Source organism: Hydrogenophaga sp. L310 (genome assembly GCF_055703065.1).
Window position 1 is genome coordinate 24,858 of sequence record NZ_JBVPZA010000015.1, and the last position, 24,910, is coordinate 49,767.

Below are 24,910 nucleotides of genomic sequence, written 5' to 3' on the forward strand. Positions count from 1 at the left end.
CCGGCATCCTGCCGATCGACCGAAGCACTTGGCACCGGTGGGTGAAGTCGGGCAAAGCGCCGGCAGGCCGCTCACTCGCCGGAACCTCCACGCGGGTCTGGGAGATCGAGGCGGTCCGCAGCCTGGGAACATCTACGTCGTAATTTTGTCGATCCGGTCCGCCAGCCACTGCAAGGCTCTGCGACGCTCATCAGCGTATTCAGCGTGGGTGTAGGCGGCCACGACGGAACTGCGCTCCTGGTGGGCAAGCAGCCTTTCCACCACATCACGGGAAAACCCGTTTTCCCGCAACAAAGTAGCTGCCGTCCCCCGTGTTCCGTGCGGTGAGAACTCAGGCACCCCAAAATCCAAACGCTTGATGAAATGGTTGAGCGTGGCGTCCGAGATTGGCTTGCCCTGCCCTCCTAGGAATCGCATCGGGAACACATACTCGCCATGCCCTGACATCTTCTTCAACTCCTGCAGCAGGTTGACTGTCTGCTCCGACAAGTAGACCCGGTGCGGGCTACGCATCTTCATGCGCGACGCGGGAATGTCCCATATGCGTGCCCCCAGGTCGAACTCGCCCCACTTCGCCAGCCGCAATTCGGACTTGCGCACCATGGTCAGCATGAGCAACTTGACCGCATAGACGGTCACGGCACTGGCCGTATGCTGCATGCCGACCTTCTTCCAAAAAGCGGCCAGTTCCTTCTCCGACAAGTGCCGATGGTGGGTTTTGGGCGGCACCTTGATGACGCCCCGAATCGCCACGGCCGGGTTGCTGTCTACCAGCAGCTTTCGGATCGCGTGGTTAAAGATCTGCTGAATCAGTGCCCGGCAGCGATCAGCTGTTGTCGGCACATGCTTGAGCGCCTCCACGATGGTCAGCACGTGGGCCGGCTTCACCTCTGCCAAAGCCTTTTCCCCGATCGTGGGATTGATGTGAGCATCCAGCAGACGGATCGTCTGGCTTCGGTAGCTCTCGGACCGATAGAACAGGGTATCGGCGATCCACTGCTTGGCGAACGAGGCAAACGTGATGCGTGCACGGTCCTCCGCTTCCCGCTGAGCCGTTGTCTCCCGCGTGTACCGGATCGGGTCTACCCCCTTGGCCACCAACGCACGCAACTCTGCATGCTTGTCGCGCGCATCGGCAATGCCGATCTCGGGATATGAGCCGATCGTCAACTTGGGCCGGCTACCGCCGAGCCGGTAGCTGTAACGCCAAACCTTCGATCCCGTGGCCAGTACCTCGACATACAGGCCCCCACCATCCGTCAGGACGTAGGGTTTGGCCTTGGGTTTGGCCGCGTTGATGACCGTCGCACGAAGGGCGTAGTTGACACTGCGATCTGCCATGGGTGGCTCCATGAAACCGGCGATAGGTCGCTGGTATGGCTCCATATTCTGCACCATGGAGCAATTCATGGAGCCATGGCGCCGCAATGCAGGCCGACCTCGCGCAACGATGGGCAACAAAAAAGCCCCGCTCCCAGAGAGACCGAGGCCTTTTTGCAACCCGGAACACCCGGGGGAAACTAGTTTACATGTTATCGATCATGACCTGGCCGAAGCCCGAGCAACTCACCTGGGTGGCGCCGTCCATCAGGCGGGCGAAGTCGTAGGTGACTTTTTTGCTGGCGATGGACTTCTCGATCGAACTGATGATCAGGTCGGCGGCTTCGGTCCAGCCCATGTGGCGCAGCATCATTTCAGCCGACAGAATTTCGGAGCCGGGGTTCACGTAGTCCTTGCCGGCGTACTTCGGCGCCGTGCCGTGTGTGGCTTCAAAGCAGGCCACGGAGTCGGACAGGTTCGCGCCCGGGGCGATGCCGATGCCACCCACCTGGGCCGCCAGCGCGTCGGAGATGTAGTCGCCGTTCAGATTGAGCGTCGCGACCACCGAGTACTCGGCCGGGCGCAGCAGGATCTGCTGCAGGAAGGCGTCGGCGATGCTGTCCTTGATGACGATGTCTTTGCCGGTCCTGGGGTTCTTGAACTTGCACCACGGGCCACCGTCGATCAGTTCGGCACCAAACTCCTTCTGCGCCAGCGCGTACGACCAGTCGCGGAAGCCGCCTTCGGTGTACTTCATGATGTTGCCCTTGTGCACGATGGTCACGCTGGGCTTGTCGTTGTCGATCGCGTACTGGATGGCCTTGCGCACCAGACGCTCGGTGCCTTCGCGCGACACGGGCTTGATGCCAATGCCCGAGGTGTTCGGGAAGCGGATCTTGGTCACGCCCATCTCTTCCATCAGGAACTTGATGAGCTTCTTCGCCTTGTCGGACTCGGCCTCGTATTCGATGCCGGCGTAGATGTCTTCCGAGTTCTCACGGAAGATCACCATGTTGGTTTTCTCGGGCTCTTTCACGGGCGAAGGCACGCCCTTGAAGTACTGCACCGGGCGCAGGCAGACGTAAAGGTCGAGTTCCTGGCGCAGCGCCACGTTCAGCGATCGGATGCCGCCCCCCACGGGGGTGGTCAGCGGGCCCTTGATGGACACCACGTATTCGCGCAGCGCCGCCAGGGTTTCTTCGGGCAGCCAGACGTCGGGGCCGTACACCTGGGTCGACTTCTCGCCGGCGAACACCTCCATCCAGTGAATTTTTTTCTTGCCGCCGTAGGCTTTGGCCACGGCGGCATCGACCACCTTGAGCATCACGGGTGTGATGTCCAGACCAGTTCCATCGCCTTCGATATAAGGAATGATCGGTTCATCCGGCACGTTCAGGGACATGTCGGCGTTGACGGTGATTTTTTCACCCTGGGCTGGAACCTTGATGTGCTGGTACATGGAAACGGGTCTCCGTATGGGATGCATTGTCGAACGCTTCTGAATCCAGTGTGCCCGGGCATGGCGCCGGGATGGACCTCAAGAATTCTAGTCCTGATCGAGCGGATCGGACGCCGGATCTGTCCGTGGAAATCGCCGATCACGGACCTGTGCACGGCGCTTGACGGACAATGCGTTTTTCACCCGATCACATCGTCTGCCCATGAACCGACTGCTCGTTTGCCTGTCCTGCCTGCTGGCCCTGATGACAGGGCCTGCGTGGTCCCGCGATGCACCCCAGCTCCAGCTGCCCCGCGTCACCCTCACGGCGGGTATGCACCTGATCCAGGCCCAGGTGGCCGCCACCCCGGAACAGCGCTCCATCGGGCTGATGTTCCGCGAGGACATGCCTGGCGGTGAAGGCATGCTGTTTGTCTTCGAGCAACCCGCGGGCCAGTGCTTCTGGATGAAAAACACCTTGCTGCCCTTGACCGCCGCCTTCGTGGCCGATGACGGCACCATCGTCAACCTGGTCGACATGAAGCCGCAGACCCTGGACTCGCATTGCTCCGCCAAGCCGGTGCGTTTTGTGCTGGAGATGAACCAGGGCTGGTTTGCCAAGCGGGGCATCCAGGCCGGCTCCCGGCTGAGCGGTGCACCGTTCGACGGACGCAAGTAAGTTCGTCGCCGATCCGCCGGCCCCTGCAGGACCGGCGCTCAGACAACAAAAAAGCGACCCGGACAGCTCGCGCCGTCTGGATCGCTTCGGGGTGTCGAAGCCTGACGAGTGGGATGCTCAGCCTTGAGCAGCGGCCAGCACCGCATTCAGCGTCTGGCTGGGACGCATCACCGCGGCCAGCTTCTCGAAGTCCGGCAGGTAATAGCCCCCGATGTCGACCGGTTTGCCCTGCACAGCCGCCAGTTCGGCAACGATGGTTTGCTCGTTGTCGGCCAGTTGCTGGGCCAGCGGCGCAAAACGGGCAGCCAGGGCCGCATCGTCGGTCTGGGCCGCCAGGGCCTGGGCCCAGTACATGGCCAGGTAGAACTGGCTGCCGCGGTTGTCGAGCTGACCCGTCTTGGGCGACGGGTTCTTGTTGTTCTCCAGCAGCTTGCCGGTGGCGGCATCCAGCGTCTTCGCCAGGATCTTCGCTGCGTTGTTGCCGGTCTTCAGACCCAGATCTTCCAGCGACACAGCGAGCGCCAGGAACTCACCCAGCGAGTCCCAGCGCAGGTGGTTTTCTTCCACCAGCTGCTGCACGTGCTTGGGCGCCGAACCACCGGCTCCGGTTTCGTACATGCCGCCACCCGCCATGAGTGGCACGATAGAGAGCATCTTGGCCGAGGTGCCCAGTTCCATGATGGGGAACAGGTCGGTCAGGTAGTCGCGCAGGATGTTGCCGGTGGCGCTGATGGTGTCCAGGCCACGGATCACGCGCTCCAGCGTATAGCGCATGGCACGCACCTGGCTCATGATCTGGATTTCCAGACCCGCGGTGTTGTGCTCGTGCAGGTACATCTTGACCTTGGTGATCAGCTGCGCTTCGTGAGGACGGTACTGGTCCAGCCAGAACACCACCGGCATGCCGGAGTTGCGGGCGCGGTTCACGGCCAGCTTCACCCAGTCGCGGATGGCGGCGTCCTTGACCTGGCACATGCGCCAGATGTCGCCCTTCTCCACGTTCTGCGACAGCAGCACTTCGCCGGTGGCCAGATCGGTGATGTTGGCCACGCCGTCTTCGGTGATTTCGAAGGTCTTGTCGTGCGAGCCGTATTCCTCGGCCTGCTGGGCCATCAGGCCGACGTTGGGCACCGTGCCCATGGTCTTGGGGTCGAAGGCGCCGTGCCACTTGCAGAAGTTGATCATCTCCTGGTAGATGCGGGCGAAAGTCGATTCCGGCATCACGGCCTTGACGTCCTTCAGGCGACCGTTGGCGTCCCACATCTTGCCGCCGTTGCGGATCATGGCGGGCATGGAGGCGTCCACGATCACGTCGTTGGGCGAATGGAAGTTGGTGATGCCCTTGGCCGAGTCCACCATGGCCAGCTCGGGACGGTGCTCGTGACAGGCATGCAGGTCGCGCTTGATCTCGTCCTGCTTGCTCTGTGGCAGCGTGGCGATCTTGCCGTACAGATCGGCCATGCCGTTGTTGACGTTCACGCCCAGTTCTTCAAACAGCTTGGCGTGCTTCTCGAACGCGTCCTTGTAGAAGATCTTCACGCAGTGGCCAAACACGATCGGGTGCGACACCTTCATCATGGTCGCCTTCACGTGCAGCGAGAACATCACGCCGGTCTTGCGAGCGTCTTCAATCTCTTTTTCGTAGAAAGCCTCCAGGGCTTTCTTGCTCATGAACATGCTGTCGATGACTTCGCGGTCCAGCAGCGACACCTTGGGCTTCAGGACGATCGTTTGGCCACTCCGGGTGATCAGTTCCATCTTGACGTCACGGGCTTTGTCCAGGGTGATGGACTTTTCACCGTGGTAGAAGTCGCCGTGGTGCATGTGCGAGACGTGCGAGCGCGAGGCCTGGCTCCACTCGGCCATGCTGTGCGGGTTCTTGCGCGCGTATTCCTTCACGGCGCGCGGCGCGCGGCGGTCGGAGTTGCCTTCGCGCAGCACCGGGTTCACCGAGCTGCCGATGCAACGGGCGTAGCGGGCGCGGATGGCTTTCTCTTCCTCGGTTTTCGGCGCTTCGGGGTAGTCGGGCAGCGCGTAGCCCTTGGACTGCAGTTCCTTGATCGCGCTGACCAGCTGGCCGACAGAGGCGCTGATGTTGGGCAGTTTGATGATGTTGGCTTCGGGCTTCAGCGTCAGCTTGCCCAGTTCGGACAGGGTGTCGGGCACACGCTGCGCCTCGGTCAGGCATTCAGGAAACGTGGCCAGCACGCGGGCAGCCACTGAAATGTCGCTGGACTCGACATTGATGCCGGCGGGTGCGGTGAAGGTGCGGATGATGGGCAGAAAGGCGCTGGTCGCCAGCAGCGGGGCTTCGTCGGTCAGCGTGTAGATGATGGTGGGCTGCTGGGTGCTCATGTATTTGCTCCGTAGATCGTTGTAGGAATCCCGCTGATCGGTAGGTGCCAACCGCAGAACCGCCGGATAGTCTGGGATTTTGCTTTCATCGCTCTGACCCAGACACCATTTTTTGAACTCTTATCTTGCAATATGAAAATTGCAGATAAAAATTTCTGTTTTTTCATGTCTACGAGACTGCACCCGACTGTTCTCGCACGGAACCATCGGCCACAAGCGCTCGAAAGCCTTTGTGAAGCATCACAAAAAGAGACAAACCGTGGACGCACCAACAAAAAAGGCCCGAAGGCATGGCCTTCGAGCCCTTGTGCGGCGATCAGGAGGACCGCTCAGGCGAAATTGGCTTCGGCGAACGACCAGTTCACCAGCTTGTCGAGGAAGGTCTCGACGAACTTCGGACGCATGTTGCGGTAGTCGATGTAGTAGGCGTGTTCCCACACGTCGACGGTCAGCAGGGCTTTGTCGCCCGTGGTCAGCGGGGTGCCGGCGGCGCCCATGTTGACGATGTCGACCGAACCGTCGGCCTTCTTCACCAGCCAGGTCCAGCCCGAACCGAAGTTGCCCACGGCGCTCTTGACGAAGGCTTCCTTGAAGGCGGCGTAGTTGCCGAACTTGGCGTTGATGGCCGCGGCCAGGGCGCCGGACGGCTCACCGCCGCCATTGGGCTTCATGCAGTTCCAGAAGAAGGTGTGGTTCCAGATCTGGGCCGAGTTGTTGTAGATGCCACCGCTGGACTTCTTGATGATGGACTCCAGGTCCATCGCTTCGAACTCGGTGCCCTTTTGCAGGTTGTTCAGGTTGACCACATAAGCGTTGTGGTGCTTGCCGTGGTGGAACTCCAGCGTTTCCTGGGAGTAGTGCGGCGCCAGGGCGTCGATCGCGTAGGGCAATGCGGGCAGGGTGTGTTCCATGGGGTTCCTCGTTCGGTTGGCGTTGTGGGAAGGCGGGTGGCTGAAGGCGATCGCCGGCAGCCCGAAACCGCGCCATTGTAGGCAGGGACGCTATGGTTTGTGCGTTCAGGGTTTCTTGGCCCACCGCCTCATCTTCTCAGCGGTTGACCGTGAGTTCCAGCTCACCATCGGCCAGACGGGCCCGCACCGACTGGCCAGGCTGGGTCTGGCTGCACCGGGTGATGGCAAGACCCTGGGTGTCGGAGAGGTAGGTGTAACCCCGCTCCAGCACGAGCTGGGGGTCCAGATGCCCCAGGGCGCTTTCGCACCGCTGCAGGCGCTGGGCGTGCTGCGCCACCGCGCGACGCAGCGCCTGGGGCATCAGGCTTTGTAGACCCTGCAGGCGGCTGTCCGCGCGCTGGGCCGCCAGGAGCAGCGCGCCGCGCAGCCGGTGCTGCAGGCCGGTGAGCTGCTGGCGGCTGTCGTGCACACGAACGGAAGGCCGCCCCAGGCGCTGACCCAGCCGGTCCAGCCGTTGCGCGCGCTGGTCAATACCGCCCAGAACCGCCTCGCTCAGCCGTTCCTGCAAATAGGCCAGCTCACCCACCCGCACCTCGCGCGCGGGCGCGCACAACTCGGCGGCAGCCGTGGGCGTGGGCGCTCGCAGATCGGCCACAAAATCAGCCAGGGTGAAGTCGGTCTCGTGACCCACCCCGCAAACCACCGGCATCGGCGACTGCGCCACGGTGCGCACCAGCGTCTCGTCGTTGAACGACCACAGGTCTTCCAGCGAGCCTCCGCCCCGCACCAGCAGCAGCACCTCGCTCTCACCGGTGGTCGCATGGCGCCGGTAGGCGGACTGCAAGGCCGCACACAGCTCGGCCGGCGCCTGGGCACCCTGCACCGCCGCCGGGTAGATCACCACCGGCACGTGGGGCACACGCCGGCGCAGCGCCGTGACCACATCGCGCAGGGCGGCTGCGCCGAGCGAAGTCACCACACCAATGCTGCGTGGCTGGGCTGGCAACGGGCGTTTGCGCGCCGCGTCGAACAGCCCTTCCGCTTCCAGTCGGGCTTTCAGGCGCAGGAACTGTTCGAACAAGGCCCCTTGGCCCGCCGGCTTGAGGCTGTCGACGATGAGCTGCAGATCACCGCGGGGCCCATAGACGTCGAGCTTGCCCAGCGCCTCGACCACCTGGCCATCGCGCGGCGCAAAGTCCAGCTGGTCGGCCGAACGGCGAAACAAGGCGCAGCGCACCTGGCCGGTATCGTCCTTGAGTGAAAAATAACAATGTCCGCTGGCCGCGCGGGAGAAACCCGAAATCTCGCCCCGGACGGTGACCGGATTGAAACGCGCGGCCAGGGTGTCAGCAATCGCGCGCATGAGCGGACCAACCGCCCACACACGCCGCGCCGATGGGGTTTCGGCATCCAGAAATGGCTCAGACACAGGGCTCTCCAGACCCAATCTGTCCACAAGCCGCGAAATTTCTGGGCTTGTAGCCTGAAAGACCCCATGGCGCATGGGCTGAACGCCAAGCGCTTGATTTCAATGCGTTTTGCACTGCCTGTTTTCTCATCGAACTGTCGGGAGCCGCGACCACAGCGGGCTGGCGGGCGTTGGGATACCGGTTCTTCACAAAGTTATCCACAGAATCTGTGCATCGGGCTGGACAGGTAGATGGATCCCTGGTGGAGGTTTTCCGGCCGTTCGCCACCGGATGGTGAGACATAATCCGGGAGATTGCACTCTGGCCGCCAAGCAGGCGGCTTTTGTCTGGAGCCCTGATTTGTTTTCCATCATACAAGCCGCTGGCTGGCCGATCTGGCCCCTGATCATCTGTTCCGTCCTGGGCATGGCCCTCGTCATCGAGCGCTTCATCAGCCTCAAAACCGTCAAGATCGCACCACCGAAACTGCTCGACGAAGCCATCATGGTGTCGCGCAACGGGGTGCCCGGTGCCGATGTGGTCAACCAGCTGGAGCAAAACTCGGCGCTCGGCGAAGTGCTCGCCAGCGGTTTCCGCGCGCTCAACAGCAACCCACGGGTCAGCGAAGACGACCTGCGCTCCAGCCTCGAGGGTGCAGGACGCCAGACGGCCGCCAAACTGCAGCGCTACCTGGGTGCGTTGGCCACCATCGCGTCCGCCGCCCCGCTGCTGGGCCTGCTTGGAACGGTCATCGGCATGATCGAAATCTTCGGCTCGCAAGCCGGTGATGGTGGCATGGGCACGGTCCCCGGCGGGGGCAATCCCGGCCAGCTGGCGCATGGCATCTCGATCGCGCTGTACAACACCGCCTTTGGCCTCATGGTGGCCATCCCGGCCCTGATCTTCTGGCGTTACTTCCGCGCCCGGGTCGATGATTACCTGCTGATCATGGAAATCGCTTCCGAGCGTTTCACCCGTCACCTGCTGACCTTGCGCAAATGACGCTTCACACCCCCTTTCACGCGCGCGGCGCAGCGCGGCCTGCCCGGGAGGCCGCATGAACTTCCGGCCCGGCTCCCGCGATGAACCCGAGATCAACCTGATCCCGTTCATCGACATCCTGCTGGTGGTGCTGATCTTCCTGATGCTCACCACGACCTACAGCAAATTCACGCAGCTGCAGGTCAACCTGCCGGTGGCCGATGCCCAGGCGCAGCGCACCGAACCCAAAGAAGTGATCGTTTCCGTCAGCAGCGACGGTCGCTACGCGATCAACAAGGACGTGCTCGAAGGCTCGGGTGTGGAGATGCTGACCCGCGCACTCACACAAGCGTCGCAGGACAGCCGCGAGGTGGTCATCGTCATCAGCGCGGACGCCGCCGCGACCCACCAGTCGGTCATCAACGTGATGGACGCCGCCCGCCGTGCCGGCCTGGTGCAGATCACCTTCGCCACCCAGCAGTCGGGCTCCCAGCGCGCGCGCAGCAAGCCCTGACCGTGCCCGCTGCCCAGCCACAGCGCCTCGACAAAGGGCAGGCCCGCTGGCAGGGCATCTGGCGGACCCGCGGTCCGCTGGCCCATCTGCTCTGGCCTGTTTCGATCCTGTATGGATGGCTGACCGCCCTGCGCCGCCGGCTCTTTGCCGCCGGCGTGCTGAAGACCGTTCGCCTGCCGGTGCCGGTCATCGTGGTGGGCAACGTGGTCGTGGGCGGCGCCGGCAAGACGCCGACCGTGCTGGCCCTGCTGCAACATCTGCAACAGCGTGGCTGGCAACCAGGCGTGGTGTCACGCGGACACGGTCGCCGTGGCACTGGCGTGCTGGAAGTGCATCCCGACACGCCTGCCACCGACAGCGGCGACGAGCCCGCCCTGATCCGGCGCAGTGCTGGCGTGCCGGTGTTCGTGGCGGCCCGTCGCTCCGAGGCCGGCCAAGCCCTGCTCGCAGCGCACCCCGGGGTTGACCTGATCGTCTGCGACGATGGCCTGCAGCACCTGGCGCTGGGCCGCGACCTGTCGATAGCCGTGTTCGACGACCGCAGCACCGGCAACGGCTGGTTGCTGCCCGCAGGGCTGCTGCGCGAGCCCTGGCCGCCCGGGAAGGGCAACCCCTTTCGACCGGACCTGGTGTTGAATCAGCGCAGCGAATCCCCCGCCGTGGTCCCGTCGACCACCCCGCTGGAAAGGCCGTGCAATCTGCCCGTTTTCGAAGCCACGCGACGCCTGGCCGATCACGCCGTCGGACCGCAGGGGCAGCGCCGCCCCTTGCGCGATTTCCAGGACCAACCCGTCACGGCGCTGGCCGGCATCGCACGCCCCTCGGTTTTTTTCGACATGCTGCGCGCCCGCGGGCTCACCCTGGCAGCAACCGTGGCGCTGCCCGATCACGCAGGTCAACAGGCCTATGCAGAACTGCTGGAGCAGAGCACAGGCCCGCTGCTGTGCACCGAAAAGGATGCTGTCAAGCTGTTCGCCTGCAGGCCTGAGCCGGCCTCAGGCGATGCCCGTCAGGCCTGGGCGGTCCCACTGGAGTTGCGTCCCGAAGCGGCCTTCTTTGAGGCGCTGGACCGTCGCCTCGCGTCAATCCAGCGCATCCGCTGACCATCTGCCGACTATCATTCCCGCATGGACACCAAACTGCTTGAATTGCTGGTCTGCCCGGTCACCAAGGGCCCGCTGATCTTTGATCGTGAGAAACAGGAACTGATCTCCCGCAGTGCGCGGCTGGCCTACGCCGTGCGCGACGGTATCCCTATCCTGCTGGAGCACGAGGCCCGCCCGATCACTGAAGAAGAAGCGGCCCGCCCGCCCCGCCCTTCACCGGCCCCATGAGCCTGGACGTGGCTCCAGGTGCGTTCACCGTGCTGATTCCGGCACGGCTCGCTTCGAGCCGCCTGCCCGACAAGCCGCTGGCCGACATCGGTGGCCTGCCGATGGTGGTGCGCGTGGCGCAGCGCGCACAGCAGAGTCGCGCCAGCCGCTGTGTGGTCGCTGCAGACGACGCACGCATCGTCGCAGCCTGTGAAGCGCACGGCATCACCGCCCTGCTCACACGCACCGACCACGCGTCCGGCAGCGACCGGCTGGCCGAAGCCTGCGAACAACTGGGCCTGGCGGATGACGCCGTGGTGGTCAATGTGCAGGGTGATGAGCCGCTGATGGACCCGTCGCTGATTGATGCCGTGGCACTGGACCTCCAGCGCCGCACAGACTGCGTGATGAGCACCGCGGCGCACGCCATCGATCACATGGCCGACTTCCTCAACCCGAACGTCGTCAAGGTAGTGCTCGACCGCGCACAGACCGCGTTGTACTTCAGCCGTGCGCCCATTGCCTGGTGGCGCGATGGCATGGCCGATGCGTCCCACCGCAACACCCTGCCCTCGCCCGCGCCTTTGCGCCATATCGGCATCTACGCCTACCGCTCCGGCTTTCTGCGCCGCTTTCCGGCGCTGGAGCCCGCGCCCATGGAGCGGACCGAATCGCTGGAACAGTTGCGTGTGCTCTGGCATGGCGAACGCATCGCGGTCCATGTGAGCGCGCAGGCCCCCGGGCCGGGGGTCGACACCCCCGACGATCTGGAGCGCGTGCGCGCGCTCTTTGCCCTCGGCTGACTGCTGTTTTCAGCGCTTTTTGACTTGCCCACGCTGTAAGCCAGCGTCTGGTTAGCGCGTGCTATCCTCGAACGGTCGCCCCCGGATCCCGGACCCGGGCGCTGCCGCGTGAGGTCAGCGGCCCTCCATTTGAAACTCTGAAAAAGGACAACGATGAGACTGATTCTGTTGGGCGCACCCGGCGCCGGCAAAGGCACGCAAGCCGCGTTCATCTGCCAGAAATACGGCATTCCCCAGATTTCGACCGGTGACATGCTGCGTGCCGCCGTGAAGGCGGGTACCCCGCTGGGCATGCAGGCCAAGGCCGTGATGGAATCGGGCGGACTGGTCAGCGACGATCTCATCATCAACCTGGTCAAGGAACGCATCGCTCAATCGGACTGTGCCAACGGCTTCCTGTTCGACGGCTTTCCCCGCACCATCCCTCAGGCCGACGCCATGAAAGCGGCTGGCGTGAAGCTCGACTACGTGCTGGAAATCGACGTGCCGTTCGAAGCCATCATCGAACGCATGAGCGGCCGACGCTCGCATCCGGCCTCTGGCCGCACCTACCACGTCAAGTTCAACCCGCCCAAGGTGGACGGCAAAGACGACGTGACCGGTGAATCGCTGATCCAGCGCGACGACGACAAGGAAGAAACCGTCAAGAAGCGTCTGGAGGTGTACAGCGCCCAGACGCGCCCGCTGGTGGACTATTACGGCAACTGGGCCAAAGCCGATGCCGCCGCTGCGCCGAAGTACCGCGCCATCAGCGGCATGGGCTCGGTCGATGACATCACCGCGCGCGCCTTCGAGGCCCTCTCGAAATAATCCGGCTCCGCAACCCACAGGAACCCGGCCGCCTGCCGGGTTTTTTGTGTCCGGGCGGTTCAGGCCGGACTGGACCTCAAGCCATAGGTCTTGCCGTCCAGAAAGACGTATTCGGCCCGCAGGACAGCGCCGCCCTGTTCGTCCTTGAAGGTGAAACCAACCATCGACACAGCGGCCCCGGTCCTGATTTCGGGCATCTGCCACTGGCCCAGGCGAAACAGCGGCGCGAATTCGATGTCCCAGCGCCGGTCGCGCCGCGTGGGCAGGACTGTCTTGGCCAGCAAGGCGGGTCCGTCCACATTGGCGGTCTGCGCCGGCAAGGGCCGCTGAGCAAGATCCTTCGGCAAGGCCAGGGTTTCGGGCAGTTCCAGCACCAGTTCGACATGGGGGTTGCGCCATTTCACCTCCACAGCCCGACCCTCCAGGTAGATGGGGCGGTTCTGGTCAAAGCTGCTCCAGCCATGGTGGGCCCATGTGGCGGCGCTCAAGCCGGAAAGACCCAGCCAGGTACCGGTCTGGATGAAGAGTCGTCTGCGCATCGCTGTCTCCTTCACACGTAGCCAATCCAGCGCCCACAGGTCAGCACCGACAACCAGATGACGGTGGAGACCCCCATGAGCGTGCGTGCGGTGCCGTCGAGCCGCTGCAGCGAGCCCCGGGCGTGAAACCAGGCGGCATTGCACGCTGCCAGCAGCAACAACAGCATCTTGGCTGTGAACACCCTATTGCCCAACAGTTCCCCGGCCTGGGTGGAAAACATCAGCAGACCCGAGGCAGCCGCCAGGCAGAAGCCCAGACCCACCAGCGTGAGACTCAGGCGGGCCAACGCAAGCACCGGCAACGCCGCACCCCAGCCGAACACCCGCAGCTCCAGCAAGATCAGGTTGCCCAGCAGCAACGCAATGCCCAGGATGTGCGCCACCTCCAGCATGGGGTAGGCCCAGGGATGGGCACCCAGCGCCTGGAACATGGCTCAGTCCTCCAGCAACTCCAGCGCCAGCGCAATACGCGCCTTGACCGGTGTGAGGCTGCGGGCATCCGACAACAACTGCCCCGGATGCGTCAACAAAGGCCCATGCGCACAACGGCTGGTTCGAACCACACGCACGCCCCTGGCCTGCGCTTCCAGCAACGCGGCCTCCAGCGCATGGTGCACCGTGCCGTTCCCAGTACCGGCCACCACGATGCCTCGCACGGCTGGGCCTGGAGCTGCATCGCTACAGGACAACAGGGCGCGCACCAGCGTGCCATCGGCGTCGGCGTGGCTGGTGAGCACGACCACCGGCGGCAAAGCCTGAGCCGACTGGATGCGCTGCAATGCAACCGGGTCCCAGAACCCGGTTTCAGAGGCCAATGGCCAGGGTCGGAACAGCCGAACCCGGCCTTCTTCCACGCAACCCAGCGGTCCGGCATCACCCGAGTCGAACGCATCCACCCGGTAAGTGTGCACCTTGCTCACGTCGGCCGCGCTGTGGATCTGCCCCGCGCACACCAACACGACGCCTTGCGCCCCGGGATGGCTGGCCACAGCCAGCGCGTCGACCAGATTCTGTGGCCCGTCCGGCACCAGCGCCGTGGCCGGTCGCATCGCGCAGGTGAACACCACCGGCTTGGCCGGTCGCAGCACGGTTTGCAGGAAGAACGCGGTCTCTTCGATGGTGTCGGTGCCGTGCGTGATCACGACCGCGTCCACCTCGGGCCGGCTGAGGTGAAAGGCCAGCCGGGTGGCCAGCTGCTGCCAGAGTGCAAAGCCCATGTCCTTGCTGTCCACCTGGGCCACCTGCTCCACTTCCAGGGGCAATCCCGCCATGGACGGAATCGATGCCAGCAGGTCCTCAACACGGACCTGACCCGCCACGTACCCGACGCCATCCCCGGGTCGGATGGCCCGGCCGGCGATGGTGCCGCCCGTGCCCAGAATGACGCACCGCCGGGTTTCCATTGCATCTGCCACTTGCCAAGTCTCCAAAACTGGTTAAAAATACAGCCACTGGATAAGAAAACAGCTTGTTGATCTGACCAGTCCCGGTCGCGAGTCTCACCAGAGTGAGTTCCTCCCCGCATTTTCACGAGGTCCCCATGATCGAGTCGCCGCTTTACCCGCCCAAGCTCACCGCCCGCCAGCAACAGATTCTGGAACTCATCCAGAGTGCCATTGCTCGCACCGGTTCTCCGCCAACGCGTGCGGAAATCGCCCATGAGCTGGGTTTCAAGTCCGCCAACGCAGCCGAAGAACATCTGCAGGCCCTTGCGCGCAAGGGCGCCATCGAGCTGGTAAGCGGCACCTCGCGCGGCATCCGCCTGCGCAACGAAGACCTCCAATCCATCAACGAGTCGCGGGGGCGCCAGCTTACACTGCCGCTGCCCAGCCTGTCGCAGCTGATGCTGCCCCTGATCGGGCGTGTGGCCGCCGGCTCGCCCATCCTGGCACAGGAACACGTGGAGCAGACTTACCACGTCGAGCGCAGCCTGTTCCAGCGCACGCCCGACTACCTGCTCAAGGTGCGCGGCATGTCCATGCGGGACGTCGGCATCATGGACGGTGACCTGCTCGCCGTGCAATCCACCAAGGAAGCCAAAAACGGCCAGATCGTGGTGGCCCGCCTGGGCGACGACGTGACCGTCAAGCGCTTCATGCGGCGCCAGCATCTGATCGAACTGCATGCAGAGAACCCGGACTACAAGACCATCGTCGTCGAACCGGGAGAGCCCTTTGAAATCGAAGGCCTGGCGGTGGGGCTCATCCGCAACAGCTTCCAGCTCTGACCCTTCGGGTCTGCGTCGCCTCAGCAGGTGGCGGGCGTTTGGTCTGGTGCGTGATACACGCGCACCAGGCACATCCCTGCGCTGGCGACTTCATCCGCAATCCTGCCTGTGTTCAACCCCTTTTGGAGTTTCGCATGGGAATCCGCTTCAACACCAACACCTGGCGCACGCCGCTGCTGCTCATCGACAGCTGGCTGCCTCCCTCATTTGAACGGGTGGGCACCGCTCGCTCGCTTCCGCAAATCCTGCAACGCTTTGTCCGTGCCGGCTGGTTGACCCGTCCCCCAAAGAGCCCTGCGGACAGCCGCACGGGCGTCATCACCGGGCACCGCGTCACCAGCCATGCCATGGTCCGAGCCTGCCATGTGCGGGTGCTGAGGACCATGGACACTTCAGGCAGTCCGCGCGCCGATGGGCGGCTGGTGATCTCCGGTCGCATCAACGATGTGTGCGCAGAGCTTGAACGCCTGGCGGCACTGGAACTCCAGTCGGAGCGCCCGCAACTGCGCGCCTGAACCCACCCGGCTGTGCCGCTCGGCCGGGAACAACCAGCCGCGACAAATGGATCGCGGTGGTCCTGCGGGCACAATAGAGGCCATGAATATTGTGATCCTTGACGACTACCAGGATGTGGTCAGAAAACTGCCCTGTGCCAGCAAACTGGCACCCTATCCCGCCAAGGTTTTCACCAACACCGTCAAGGGCGTGGGCCAGCTTTCGGTCCGGCTGCGCGATACCGATGTGCTGGTTCTGATCCGCGAGCGCACCCAGATCACGCGGCAGCTGGTTGAAAAGCTGCCGCGCCTCAAACTGATCGTGCAGACTGGCCGCGTCGGGCCCCACATCGACGTCAATGCCTGCACCGAGCGCGGCATCGCGGTGGCCGAAGGCGTCAGTTCACCGATCGCCGCCGCCGAACTGACCTGGGCGCTGATCATGTCGTCCATGCGCCGGATTCCACAATACGTGGCCAGCCTCAAACACGGTGCCTGGCAACAGTCCGGGCTGAAGGCGGCATCGATGCCGGCCAACTTTGGGCTGGGCATGGTGCTGAGTGGCAAAGTGCTGGGCATCTGGAGCTACGGTCGCATCGGCAAGCTGGTCGCGTCTTATGGCCGCGCTTTCGGGATGCGCGTGATCGTCTGGGGCAGCGAGCCAACCCAGGCACAGGCGGCGGCCGACGGCTACGAGCTCGCCACCAGTCGTGAGGCGCTGTTCGAGATGTCGGATGTGCTGAGCCTGCACCTGCGGCTCGGAGAACAAAGCGCCGGCTGCGTCACGCTGGAAGACCTCTCCCTCATGAAACCGACGTCGCTGCTGGTCAATACATCGCGCGCCGAGATTCTGGAGTCTGATGCCTTGCTGGCAGCGCTCAACCGGGGCCGTCCCGGCATGGCCGCCATCGACGTGTTTGAGTCCGAACCCATCCTGCAGGGGCACGCCCTCCTGCGGCTGGAGAACTGCATTTGCACCCCCCACATCGGCTATGTGGAACTCGACAACTACGAGATCCTGTTTTCATCGGCCTTCGACAACGTGGTCAACTTCATCAAGGGCACGCCCACGCACATCCTGAATCCGGGCGCGCTGCAGGTTCGCCGCTGAAACGATCCATCCTCAGGCAAACAAAAAAAGCGCCCGGAAGGTTCTTCCGGGCGCTTTTTTCGTGGTCTGGCAGGCTGTTCAGCCGCCCTTCCTGGACGGTGCGTTGTCCTCATCCCCATCAGGCGGCATCAAGTCCAGCACTTCAAAATCGATCAGGTTGCCCTCTTCCTGAACCGAAGAGTGCAGCGGTGGCACCGGCTTGGCCGTTGGCTCCACCGGTACAGAGACCTCAGGCAGTGAGGCTTCGAACGCTGATATCTCTGACAAGGCGTCCAGATCGACGTCCAGTCCCAGGCGTGGTGAGGCGGGGGGAATGTCATCCAACGGCTGAGTGATACGCCCCTCCAGCGATGCCGCGGCCACTGCTGCCGCGAGCCCTTTGTTGCCCACTGCCTTCAGTGGTTTGATCGCGGTGTGCTGGAAGTCGACCTGTGATGCGCTGTCGACCATCTCGCGCTTGACCAGATCCTTGGCGATGGCATGCAGCAACAGCAGTTCCCGATAGGCCTCCAGATCAAAGACCTCGGCGTCGCCTTCGTTCGCTTCGCGAAAAATCGACTGTTCAATGACATCGAGCACGCGAGGCTGCGGCCAGAGCGCCTGAATGCGGCTGAAAGCCGTTTCATAGGCTTCCAAGCCCTGGCTGTCGTCCGAATACTGATCAAAGGGGGGCGCGCCGGCGTTGAAGAGATGGTTGAATTCAACACGCAAGGCATCGTATTCGGCCCGGCGGTTCAGCTCGTGGTACAGCTTGAACAGGTCGAGGTAAGCCAGTGCGCTCGGTTCCTGGCTGTCGGCCAGATGTTCCTTGAGCACGCCAATGGCCTTGTCGGTTTCGCCGAGCGAAACGAAAAAATCGGCCTGCTGCTGGACGTCGAACAGCTCCTCGGTGGCCACCGACCGCGATACTCCGACCTGGCTGGCCGGGTATTCGCGATGGTCGCCCTCTGCACCGGCCGGCAGTCTGTTGATACCCATGGTGGAGTCATGCAGGGAACGGTATCCATCAAAGGATGACTCCCGCCCGAGGGTCAAATCAATGTCCACACCCGACGGATCGGTCCGGTTGGAAGCGGCGGATTTCGTCACGGTGGAGCCCTTGCCCACTTTCTCGGCATCCGCCCACCAGGCCGCGTTTGCGGGCGCCTCTTCATGGCGCCCGCGCCGGCGGCGGGCGAACAGGAAAGCGAACAAGGACAGCAACAACAGCGCACCCAGCAGGTAGGCCAGCCAGGTCATGTAGCGCGCTTTCACCAGCTGCGCTTCCATCGCCTGCAGCGCAACTTTGTTGCGCGCCTCCTGCTCTCGCAGCCCCTTGGATTCTGCCTCCAGCACCGAGAGCTTTTGAGCATCGCGCAGGATCTCTTCGGGCGAGGCGTTGATGGCTTTCCAGAGCAAGCCCGCCGCTGCTCGCGTTTCTTCAGACGTGGTGGGTTCGCTCAGCAATGACAACGAGAGCTTGAGCACCGGATCGCGCTCGATGCTCAGGCCCAGATCAACGGGATCAAGCTGCAGCCGAGGAACCGCTGGTTGAGGCGCCGCGACGGCGGGCTTGCGCACCACGCTGGCCGGTCGGGGCCGGGAAGCAGCGGCCCTCGGCAAAGGTGTTGCATTGGCTGCTCTCGGCGCCGCAACGGGCGAAGTATCGGCGCCCGTGCCGCCGGCGCTTGCACCGGATCTCGCGGAGGTACTGAGGTCCTCGTTGCGGGGAACAGCCGGCAAAGACGAGATCGAGGCCCTTGCGGAGCCGCCCGTCTCAGCCGATGCCGGGACAGCACTGACCGCAGGCTCACTCAGGGGGTCGGCCAGCAACACATAACGACGAGAGAAGGGCATGGCACAGCCTGCGCGAACAAGGATCGTCACCACGGGCTCGTTCACCGGTTGCGACGTCTGAATGCGCACCGATACTTGCGCATCCGGCGCGCTGCGCTGCGTGCTTGTGCGAACCGAAGCGGGCGACACCAGGGCATCACCGAAGAACACCTCGGCCTGGATACAAAGGGCCGATGCGTCTTCATCCGGCCCCACCATCGCCTGCACCCGAACGTCAAGACCGCGACCAATCACGGCCGCGCCACTGTGGCGGCCCAAGGTCACCGCCTGACTGATCAGGACAGTTGATAGCAAAATGGAGCCCACCAGTATTTGGCGCACGTCAGAATCCCTTCTTTCCTAGGTTGGAACATTTTGTCATAGCTTGTCGCCATCCCTTTCGAAAGAATACTTTCATATGCAACCTATTTTCCCAACCGTTGGCATCGTGGGCACCGGAGCCATGGGGCGCGGCATTGCCCAGATGGCTGTTCAGGCCGGCAGCCATGTCCTGCTTCTGGATCTCCAGCCGGGCGCCGCCGAGGCGGCCCGCGCCGCCCTGGCGGACACCTGGCAAAAGCTGGTGGTCAAAAACAAACTCACGCCTGACATGCAGGCGGCGTATCTGGCACGCGTATCGCTGGCCAGCGCGGCGTCGGATATGGCGCCGTGTGCGCTGGTGGTCGAGGCCATCGTGGAAAAGCTCGACGTGAAGCAGCGGCTGTTCGCTGAACTGGAGGCGGTTGTCACGCCAGAAGCGGTGCTGGCCACCAACACATCGTCGCTGTCGGTCACCGCGATCGGGGCGGCACTGCAGCGCCCCGCCCAGCTCGCCGGTTTTCATTTTTTCAATCCTGTGCCTTTGATGCGGGTGGTCGAAGTGATCGCCGGGCTGAAAACCAAACCCGTTGTGTGCCAGCAACTGACGGACTACGCGCGCCAGTTCGGTCACACCCCGGTGGCGGCACAGGACACCCCCGGCTTTATCGTGAACCACGCCGGACGGGGATATGGCACCGAGGCGTTGCGCGTGGTCGGGGAACGCGTGGCCGACTTTGCCACCATCGACCGCATCCTCAAGGACCAGATGGGCTTCAGGCTCGGACCGTTCGAGCTGATGGACCTGACCGCGCTGGATGTGTCGCATCCGGTCATGGAGTCGATCTACCGCCAGTACTACGATGAACCGCGTTACCGCCCCAGCGTGATCACCGCTCAGCGACTGGCCGGTGGTGTGGTGGGCAAGAAAGTGGGCGAGGGCTTCTACGCCTATGACAACGGTGTGGCGCAGGTACCGGCCGAACCACCCGTCCCCGGTGCGTCCTCGTTGCCACCGGTGTGGGTGTCGCCCAAGGCGGCACGCCGCCCCGAGATCTACCAGTTGCTCAAAACTCTGGGGGCCAGCATCGAGACCGCCGCGGCACCCTCTTCCGCCGCCCTGATTCTGGTGGCGCCGCTGGGGCTGGATGTCACCACGCTCGCCGCCGTGGAGCGCCTCGACCCCAGCCGCACCGTCGGCATCGACATGATGCTCGACGACACCGCCACCAAGCGGCGCGTGCTCGCCACCAACCCGGCCACCCGGCCCGACATGCGCGATGCCGCCCACGCCCTCTTCGCCAGCGATGGCAAGGCCGTGAGCGTGGTGCGCGACAGCGGCGGCTTCGTGACACAACGTGTCGTGGCCACCATCGTCAACATCGCGGCCGACATGTGCCAGCAGGGCGTCTGCAGCCCGAAAGACCTCGAAGTGGCGGTCACACTGGGCCTGGGCTATCCCATGGGGCCGCTGGCGATGGGCGACCGCATTGGCCCGACCAATGTGCTGGAGATCCTCTTCAACATGCAGACCGTTTACGGCGACCCGCGCTACCGCCCTTCGCCCTGGCTGCGCCGCCGTGGCGCACTGGGCCTGAGCCTGATGCACGAAGAAGCCTGAAATCTGCCAGCCGACACGAACACACACCACACGCATGACCGCCAGCCTCAAAAGCCACAGCCATGGCCAGACCATGGTGCTGACCATCAGCAATCCCGAACACCGCAACGCGCTGGGCCCGGACATCTACGCCGCCGGTGTGGAGGCGCTGAGCGTGGCCGAAAACAACACGGACGTGCGCAGCGTGGTCATCACAGGTGAAGGCAGCCATTTCTGCGCTGGTGGCAACCTGCAGCGCCTGATGGCCAACCGGCAACAACCCCCCGAAGTCCAGGCGCAGAGCATCGAAGGTCTGCACAACTGGATCGAGAGCATCCGCGTGTTTCCGAAGCCGGTGCTCGCCGCCGTGGAGGGATCGTGTGCGGGCGCGGGTTTCTCGCTCGCACTGGCCTGCGACCTGATCGTTGCCGCGCACAACAGCGTGTTTGTCATGGCCTACAGCAACGTGGGTCTGTCGCCTGACGGTGGTGCCACCTGGAGCCTCATGCGTGCCCTGCCTCGCGCCACCGCACTGCAGCTCCTGATGGGCGGCGAGCGCATGGATGCCACCCGTCTGCATGCCTTGGGCGTGATCACCCAAGTGAGTGCGCCCGGCGAAGCGCTGGCCTGTGCGCTGGCCGCGGCAGAACGGCTCAACGCCCGGGCCCCCAACGCGCTCGCCAGCATCAAGGAACTGGCCAACGACGCACTGACGGTTTCACTGCACGCGCAGCTGAGTGCCGAGCGCGATCACTTCGTGCGTTGCCTGCACCACGCCAACGCCGGCGAAGGCATCGCAGCCTTTCTCGAAAAGCGCCCAGCAAACTACCGCTGACACCCGTGGGCCATGGCCAGCAGTGCCATGGGCCATGACACAAAAGGACACCTGCGGGACAGGTGTCACGCAAACCCTGATGCGGGCGCAGGGTCCCAGTGGCGACAATGCCAGTCAATTCAGTCACTCATAAGACAGCCGATGGACGAACCGATTCTGACAATGGAAGAACGCGAGGCGATCAACAGTGGTCGCTGGTTCAGCAGCCTTTCTCCTTCCCTGCGTCACGACATACTCCGATGCGCCTACGTCAAGCGATTCAAGGACAGCGACCTCATCGTCGCCCGCGGCGACCCACCCACCGAATGGACGGCGGTTGCCAAGGGCGCGGTGCGTGTGAGCTCAACCTCGCTCTCGGGCAAGCAGATCACGCTGACCTACGTCGAGCCGGGTGTGTGGTTCGGCGATGTGGCCATGTTCGACGGCGACCAGCGCACGCACGATGCCTATGCACACGGACCGACCACCCTGCTCTGCGTGGCCCGCAACGATTTCCAGAAGATCCTGAGCAGCCATGTGGAGCTCTACGAAGCGCTGATGCGGCTGCAGGCGCGGCGCATCCGCACCCTGTTCGGTCTGGTGGAAGACCTCAACACCCTGCCCTTGCGTGCGCGGCTGGCCAAGCAGTTGCTGCACCTCGTGCGCAGCTACGGCGTGCCTTGCTTGTCCGACGGCAGCGAAATGCGCATCGGCCTGCAGCTGGCACAGGAAGAACTGGCCCAGCTGCTGGGCGCATCGCGCCAGCGCGTCAACCAGGAACTCAAGTCGATGGAGCGCGAGGAAGCGATCCGCATCGAACAGGGTGGTCTGGTGGTGCGCAACCGCGACATGCTGATGCGCATAGCCGAAGCCGAGAACTGAACCAGCGGGTTCAGGCGAAGGGCGCACCGCGCCCCACCGCGCAGGGTCGCGCCCTACCCCAACGAGTGAGACCCTTCGCATGAGCGATACCCAGAACTTCACCGGCACCCGCCCGGTGTCCGAACAGCACGCTTTCGACGTGCCTGCCCTGCAGGATTGGCTCGCGACCCACGTCGACGGCTTCACCGGTCCGCTCTCGGTGGAGATGTTCAAGGGCGGCCAGTCCAACCCGACCTACAAGCTGATCACGCCGAAGCGCGCGTACGTCATGCGCGCCAAACCCGGCCCGGTGGCGAAGCTGCTGCCCTCGGCCCATGCGATCGAGCGCGAGTTCCGCGTCATGAGCGCGCTGCACGGCAGCGGTGTGCCGGTGGCGCAGATGCACGCGCTGTGTGAAGACGAAACGGTGATCGGCCGCGCCTTTTATGTGATGGAGTGTGTCGAAGGCCGGGTGATGTGGGACCAGTCCCTGCCCGGCATGAGCCGCGATCAGCGAGGCGCCATCTACAACGAGATGAACCGCGTCATGGCGGCGCTGCACACGGTGGACCCGATGGTCATCGGGCTCGATGGCTACGGCAAACCCGGCAACTACTTCGAGCGCCAGATCGGTCGCTGGAGCAAACAGTACGTAGCCTCGATCACTCAGCCGATCTCCGAGATGGACCAGCTCATGGCCTGGCTGCCACAGAACATCCCCGCCATGGCGCGCGACGAATCCATGGTGTCGGTGGTGCATGGCGACTACCGGCTCGACAACCTGATGTTCCACCCCAGCGAGCCGCGCGTGCTCGCGGTACTGGACTGGGAGCTCTCCACCCTGGGCCATCCGCTGGCCGACTTCAGCTACCACTGCATGGCCTGGCACATCCCACCCGGCGCGTTCCGCGGCATCGGTGGACTCGACGTGCAGGCACTGGGCATCCCCACCGAAGACGACTACATCGCGCTCTACTGCGAACGCACCGGCTTCGCCACGCCAGCGCAACTCAAGGCCGACTGGAACTTTTACCTCGCCTACAACCTGTTCCGCCTCGCCGCCATCCTGCAAGGGATCGCGAAACGGGTCGAAACCGGCACCGCCTCCAGCGCACAGGCCGTTTCATCCGCTGCCGGCGCCCGGCCGCTGGCCGAGTTGGCCTGGCGCTTCGCGTTGCAGGCTTGACCAACAACGGCTTTCACCCACCCCTTCCAACCCACCAGCTTCGACTGCATCCAAGGACCACCCGATGAACTTCGATTACACCGACAAAGTCAAAGACATGCGCGAGCGCCTGCTGGCGTTCATGGACGAGCACATCTACCCGAACGAAGGCCGCTTCTTCGCCGAGATCGCTGCCAACCGGGCCAAAGGCAATGCCTGGATTCCGACCACCCTCATCGAAGAACTCAAGCCCAAGGCCCGTGCCGCCGGTCTGTGGAACCTGTTCCTGCCGAGCAGCCCGCGGGCACCTGAGGGCCTGACCAATCTGGAATACGCGCCTTTGTGTGAAATCATGGGCCGCGTACCGTTCGCGGCCGAAGTGTTCAACTGCTCCGCGCCGGACACCGGCAACATGGAAACGCTGGAACGCTACGCCAGCGAATCGTTGAAAGACCAGTGGCTCGAACCGCTGCTGAAGGGTGAATTCCGCTCCGCCTTCCTGATGACCGAGCCCATGGTGGCCTCATCGGACGCGACCAACATCCAGTGCAGCATCGTTCGCGACGGCGACGAGTACGTGATCAATGGTCTCAAGTGGTGGTCGTCGGGCGCGGGCGATCCGCGCTGTGCGGTCTACATCGTCATGGGCAAGACCAACCCCGACGCTGCGCGCCATTCGCAGCAATCCATGATCGTGGTGCCGTCCAACGCCAAGGGCATCACCGTGGTGCGCCCGCTCTCCGTGTTCGGCTACGACGACGCTCCACACGGCCACATGGAAGTGCTTCTCAAGGACGTGCGCGTGCCCGTGGACAACCTCTTGCTGGGTGAAGGCCGCGGTTTCGAGATCGCGCAAGGCCGCCTCGGCCCGGGCCGCATCCACCACTGCATGCGCTCCATCGGCGCCGCCGAACGCGCGCTCGAACTCATGTGCAAACGGCTCAACAGCCGCGTCGCCTTCGGCAAACCGGTGTCGGCGCAGTCGGTGTGGCACGAGCGCATTGCCGATGCGCGTTGCCGCATCGAAATGGCGCGCCTGCTCACGCTCAAGGCGGCCTACATGATGGACACCGTGGGCAACAAGGTGGCCAAGGCCGAGATCGCGATGATCAAGGTGGTGGCACCCAACATGGCCTGCGACATCATCGACATGGCGATCCAGGCCCACGGCGGCGGTGGCGTGAGCGACGATTTCCCGCTCGCCTACAGCTACGCCAACCAGCGCACGCTGCGCCTGGCCGATGGCCCGGACGAGGTGCACCGCCAGTCGATCGCCAAGCTGGAACTGGCCAAACACATGGTCGTCAAGACCGACGTGGAGATGCCCGTCACGCGCGGTTGCTGATCCCTCGCGCCAGTCAAAACCTCAGCTGCGCAAACAGGTGCAGCGCGCGGGCGCTGAGGTGTTCAAAAACATCCCGTGCATAGCGTAC

At 63.9% G+C, this 24,910-nt stretch carries 24 protein-coding genes; 15 read left to right on the forward strand and 9 right to left on the reverse strand.

Annotated elements, in window-relative coordinates:
- Nucleotides 1–132: 132 nt before the first annotated feature.
- Both AC0GNO_RS19965 and icd read right to left on the reverse strand, forming a co-directional pair.
- Nucleotides 133–1,341, reverse strand: a complete 1,209-nt coding sequence (locus tag AC0GNO_RS19965) for a tyrosine-type recombinase/integrase (protein WP_472905230.1) — start codon at nt 1,339–1,341, stop codon at nt 133–135.
- 184 nt (nt 1,342–1,525) lie between these two features.
- Entirely contained in the window at nt 1,526–2,779 is a 1,254-nt protein-coding gene (gene icd / locus AC0GNO_RS19970; RefSeq protein WP_177134363.1) for an NADP-dependent isocitrate dehydrogenase, read from the reverse strand.
- A 244-nt stretch (nt 2,780–3,023) separates the two neighbouring features.
- Here icd and AC0GNO_RS19975 point away from each other — a divergent pair, with 244 nt between their 5' ends.
- Nucleotides 3,024–3,437, forward strand: a complete 414-nt coding sequence (locus AC0GNO_RS19975; protein ID WP_472905263.1) for a DUF192 domain-containing protein — start codon at nt 3,024–3,026, stop codon at nt 3,435–3,437.
- A gap of 117 nt (nt 3,438–3,554) precedes the next feature.
- Here the strand turns inward: AC0GNO_RS19975 and AC0GNO_RS19980 are convergent, their stop codons facing one another.
- From AC0GNO_RS19980 to xseA, 3 genes are all read right to left on the reverse strand, one after another.
- On the reverse strand, nt 3,555–5,792 hold the full coding sequence (locus AC0GNO_RS19980) for an NADP-dependent isocitrate dehydrogenase (RefSeq protein WP_472905231.1): 2,238 nt from the start codon (nt 5,790–5,792) through the stop codon (nt 3,555–3,557).
- A 329-nt stretch (nt 5,793–6,121) separates the two neighbouring features.
- On the reverse strand, nt 6,122–6,703 hold the full coding sequence (locus AC0GNO_RS19985; protein ID WP_472905232.1) for a superoxide dismutase: 582 nt from the start codon (nt 6,701–6,703) through the stop codon (nt 6,122–6,124).
- Between the two features lie 136 nt (nt 6,704–6,839).
- Nucleotides 6,840–8,066 (reverse strand): exodeoxyribonuclease VII large subunit, encoded by a 1,227-nt coding sequence (gene xseA, locus AC0GNO_RS19990; RefSeq protein WP_472905264.1) that lies wholly within the window; start codon nt 8,064–8,066, stop codon nt 6,840–6,842.
- Nucleotides 8,067–8,472: 406 nt separating this feature from the next.
- On the opposite strand from xseA, the gene AC0GNO_RS19995 reads away from it, so the two are divergent.
- The 6 genes from AC0GNO_RS19995 to adk all read left to right on the forward strand — a co-directional run bounded on the left by AC0GNO_RS19995 (nt 8,473) and on the right by adk (nt 12,533).
- Nucleotides 8,473–9,114 (forward strand): MotA/TolQ/ExbB proton channel family protein, encoded by a 642-nt coding sequence (locus AC0GNO_RS19995; RefSeq protein WP_472887991.1) that lies wholly within the window; start codon nt 8,473–8,475, stop codon nt 9,112–9,114.
- A 55-nt stretch (nt 9,115–9,169) separates the two neighbouring features.
- Nucleotides 9,170–9,607, forward strand: a complete 438-nt coding sequence (locus tag AC0GNO_RS20000) for an ExbD/TolR family protein (protein ID WP_472905233.1) — start codon at nt 9,170–9,172, stop codon at nt 9,605–9,607.
- A 2-nt stretch (nt 9,608–9,609) separates the two neighbouring features.
- Nucleotides 9,610–10,710: a tetraacyldisaccharide 4'-kinase gene (lpxK, locus tag AC0GNO_RS20005; protein WP_472905234.1), complete on the forward strand. Its 1,101-nt coding sequence runs from the start codon at nt 9,610–9,612 to the stop codon at nt 10,708–10,710.
- 24 nt (nt 10,711–10,734) lie between these two features.
- Nucleotides 10,735–10,941, forward strand: a complete 207-nt coding sequence (locus AC0GNO_RS20010) for a Trm112 family protein (RefSeq protein WP_305362738.1) — start codon at nt 10,735–10,737, stop codon at nt 10,939–10,941.
- Nucleotides 10,938–11,723: a 3-deoxy-manno-octulosonate cytidylyltransferase gene (kdsB, locus tag AC0GNO_RS20015; protein ID WP_472905235.1), complete on the forward strand. Its 786-nt coding sequence runs from the start codon at nt 10,938–10,940 to the stop codon at nt 11,721–11,723. The genes AC0GNO_RS20010 and kdsB overlap by 4 nt, the downstream gene beginning before the upstream one ends.
- Before the next feature lie 153 nt (nt 11,724–11,876).
- On the forward strand, nt 11,877–12,533 hold the full coding sequence (gene adk, locus AC0GNO_RS20020; RefSeq protein WP_472905236.1) for an adenylate kinase: 657 nt from the start codon (nt 11,877–11,879) through the stop codon (nt 12,531–12,533).
- 59 nt (nt 12,534–12,592) lie between these two features.
- On the opposite strand, the gene AC0GNO_RS20025 is transcribed toward adk, so the two are convergent.
- The 3 genes from AC0GNO_RS20025 to AC0GNO_RS20035 are packed head-to-tail and all read right to left on the reverse strand — an operon-like array spanning nt 12,593 to nt 14,475.
- Nucleotides 12,593–13,072: a DUF6152 family protein gene (locus tag AC0GNO_RS20025; protein ID WP_472887996.1), complete on the reverse strand. Its 480-nt coding sequence runs from the start codon at nt 13,070–13,072 to the stop codon at nt 12,593–12,595.
- 11 nt (nt 13,073–13,083) lie between these two features.
- Nucleotides 13,084–13,503: a hypothetical protein gene (locus tag AC0GNO_RS20030; protein WP_472905237.1), complete on the reverse strand. Its 420-nt coding sequence runs from the start codon at nt 13,501–13,503 to the stop codon at nt 13,084–13,086.
- Nucleotides 13,504–13,506: 3 nt separating this feature from the next.
- Nucleotides 13,507–14,475 carry an asparaginase gene (locus tag AC0GNO_RS20035; RefSeq protein WP_472905265.1) on the reverse strand — a complete coding sequence of 323 codons (969 nt, stop codon included), beginning with the start codon at nt 14,473–14,475 and terminating at the stop codon, nt 13,507–13,509.
- Between the two features lie 137 nt (nt 14,476–14,612).
- Here AC0GNO_RS20035 and lexA point away from each other — a divergent pair, with 137 nt between their 5' ends.
- The 3 genes from lexA (at nt 14,613) to AC0GNO_RS20050 (ending at nt 16,904) form a co-directional block, all read left to right on the forward strand.
- Nucleotides 14,613–15,299: a transcriptional repressor LexA gene (gene lexA / locus AC0GNO_RS20040; protein ID WP_472887998.1), complete on the forward strand. Its 687-nt coding sequence runs from the start codon at nt 14,613–14,615 to the stop codon at nt 15,297–15,299.
- Nucleotides 15,300–15,433: 134 nt separating this feature from the next.
- Nucleotides 15,434–15,814: a hypothetical protein gene (locus AC0GNO_RS20045; RefSeq protein WP_472905238.1), complete on the forward strand. Its 381-nt coding sequence runs from the start codon at nt 15,434–15,436 to the stop codon at nt 15,812–15,814.
- Nucleotides 15,815–15,896: 82 nt separating this feature from the next.
- Nucleotides 15,897–16,904: a D-2-hydroxyacid dehydrogenase family protein gene (locus AC0GNO_RS20050; protein ID WP_472888000.1), complete on the forward strand. Its 1,008-nt coding sequence runs from the start codon at nt 15,897–15,899 to the stop codon at nt 16,902–16,904.
- A gap of 78 nt (nt 16,905–16,982) precedes the next feature.
- Here AC0GNO_RS20050 and AC0GNO_RS20055 read toward each other — a convergent pair whose 3' ends face one another.
- On the reverse strand, nt 16,983–19,061 hold the full coding sequence (locus AC0GNO_RS20055) for a type IV pilus assembly protein FimV (RefSeq protein WP_472905239.1): 2,079 nt from the start codon (nt 19,059–19,061) through the stop codon (nt 16,983–16,985).
- A 76-nt stretch (nt 19,062–19,137) separates the two neighbouring features.
- On the opposite strand from AC0GNO_RS20055, the gene AC0GNO_RS20060 reads away from it, so the two are divergent.
- The 5 genes from AC0GNO_RS20060 to AC0GNO_RS20080 all read left to right on the forward strand — a co-directional run bounded on the left by AC0GNO_RS20060 (nt 19,138) and on the right by AC0GNO_RS20080 (nt 24,822).
- Entirely contained in the window at nt 19,138–20,658 is a 1,521-nt protein-coding gene (locus AC0GNO_RS20060) for a 3-hydroxyacyl-CoA dehydrogenase (RefSeq protein ID WP_472905240.1), read from the forward strand.
- Nucleotides 20,659–20,692: 34 nt separating this feature from the next.
- Nucleotides 20,693–21,472, forward strand: coding sequence for an oxepin-CoA hydrolase, alternative type (locus AC0GNO_RS20065; protein WP_472905241.1), 780 nt, complete (start codon nt 20,693–20,695; stop codon nt 21,470–21,472).
- 141 nt (nt 21,473–21,613) lie between these two features.
- Complete coding sequence (locus AC0GNO_RS20070) at nt 21,614–22,333, forward strand: Crp/Fnr family transcriptional regulator (RefSeq protein ID WP_472905242.1); 720 nt, start codon at nt 21,614–21,616, stop codon at nt 22,331–22,333.
- Between the two features lie 79 nt (nt 22,334–22,412).
- Nucleotides 22,413–23,498, forward strand: a complete 1,086-nt coding sequence (locus AC0GNO_RS20075; RefSeq protein ID WP_472905243.1) for a phosphotransferase family protein — start codon at nt 22,413–22,415, stop codon at nt 23,496–23,498.
- A 64-nt stretch (nt 23,499–23,562) separates the two neighbouring features.
- Entirely contained in the window at nt 23,563–24,822 is a 1,260-nt protein-coding gene (locus AC0GNO_RS20080; protein ID WP_472905244.1) for an acyl-CoA dehydrogenase family protein, read from the forward strand.
- Nucleotides 24,823–24,910 lie beyond the last annotated feature (88 nt).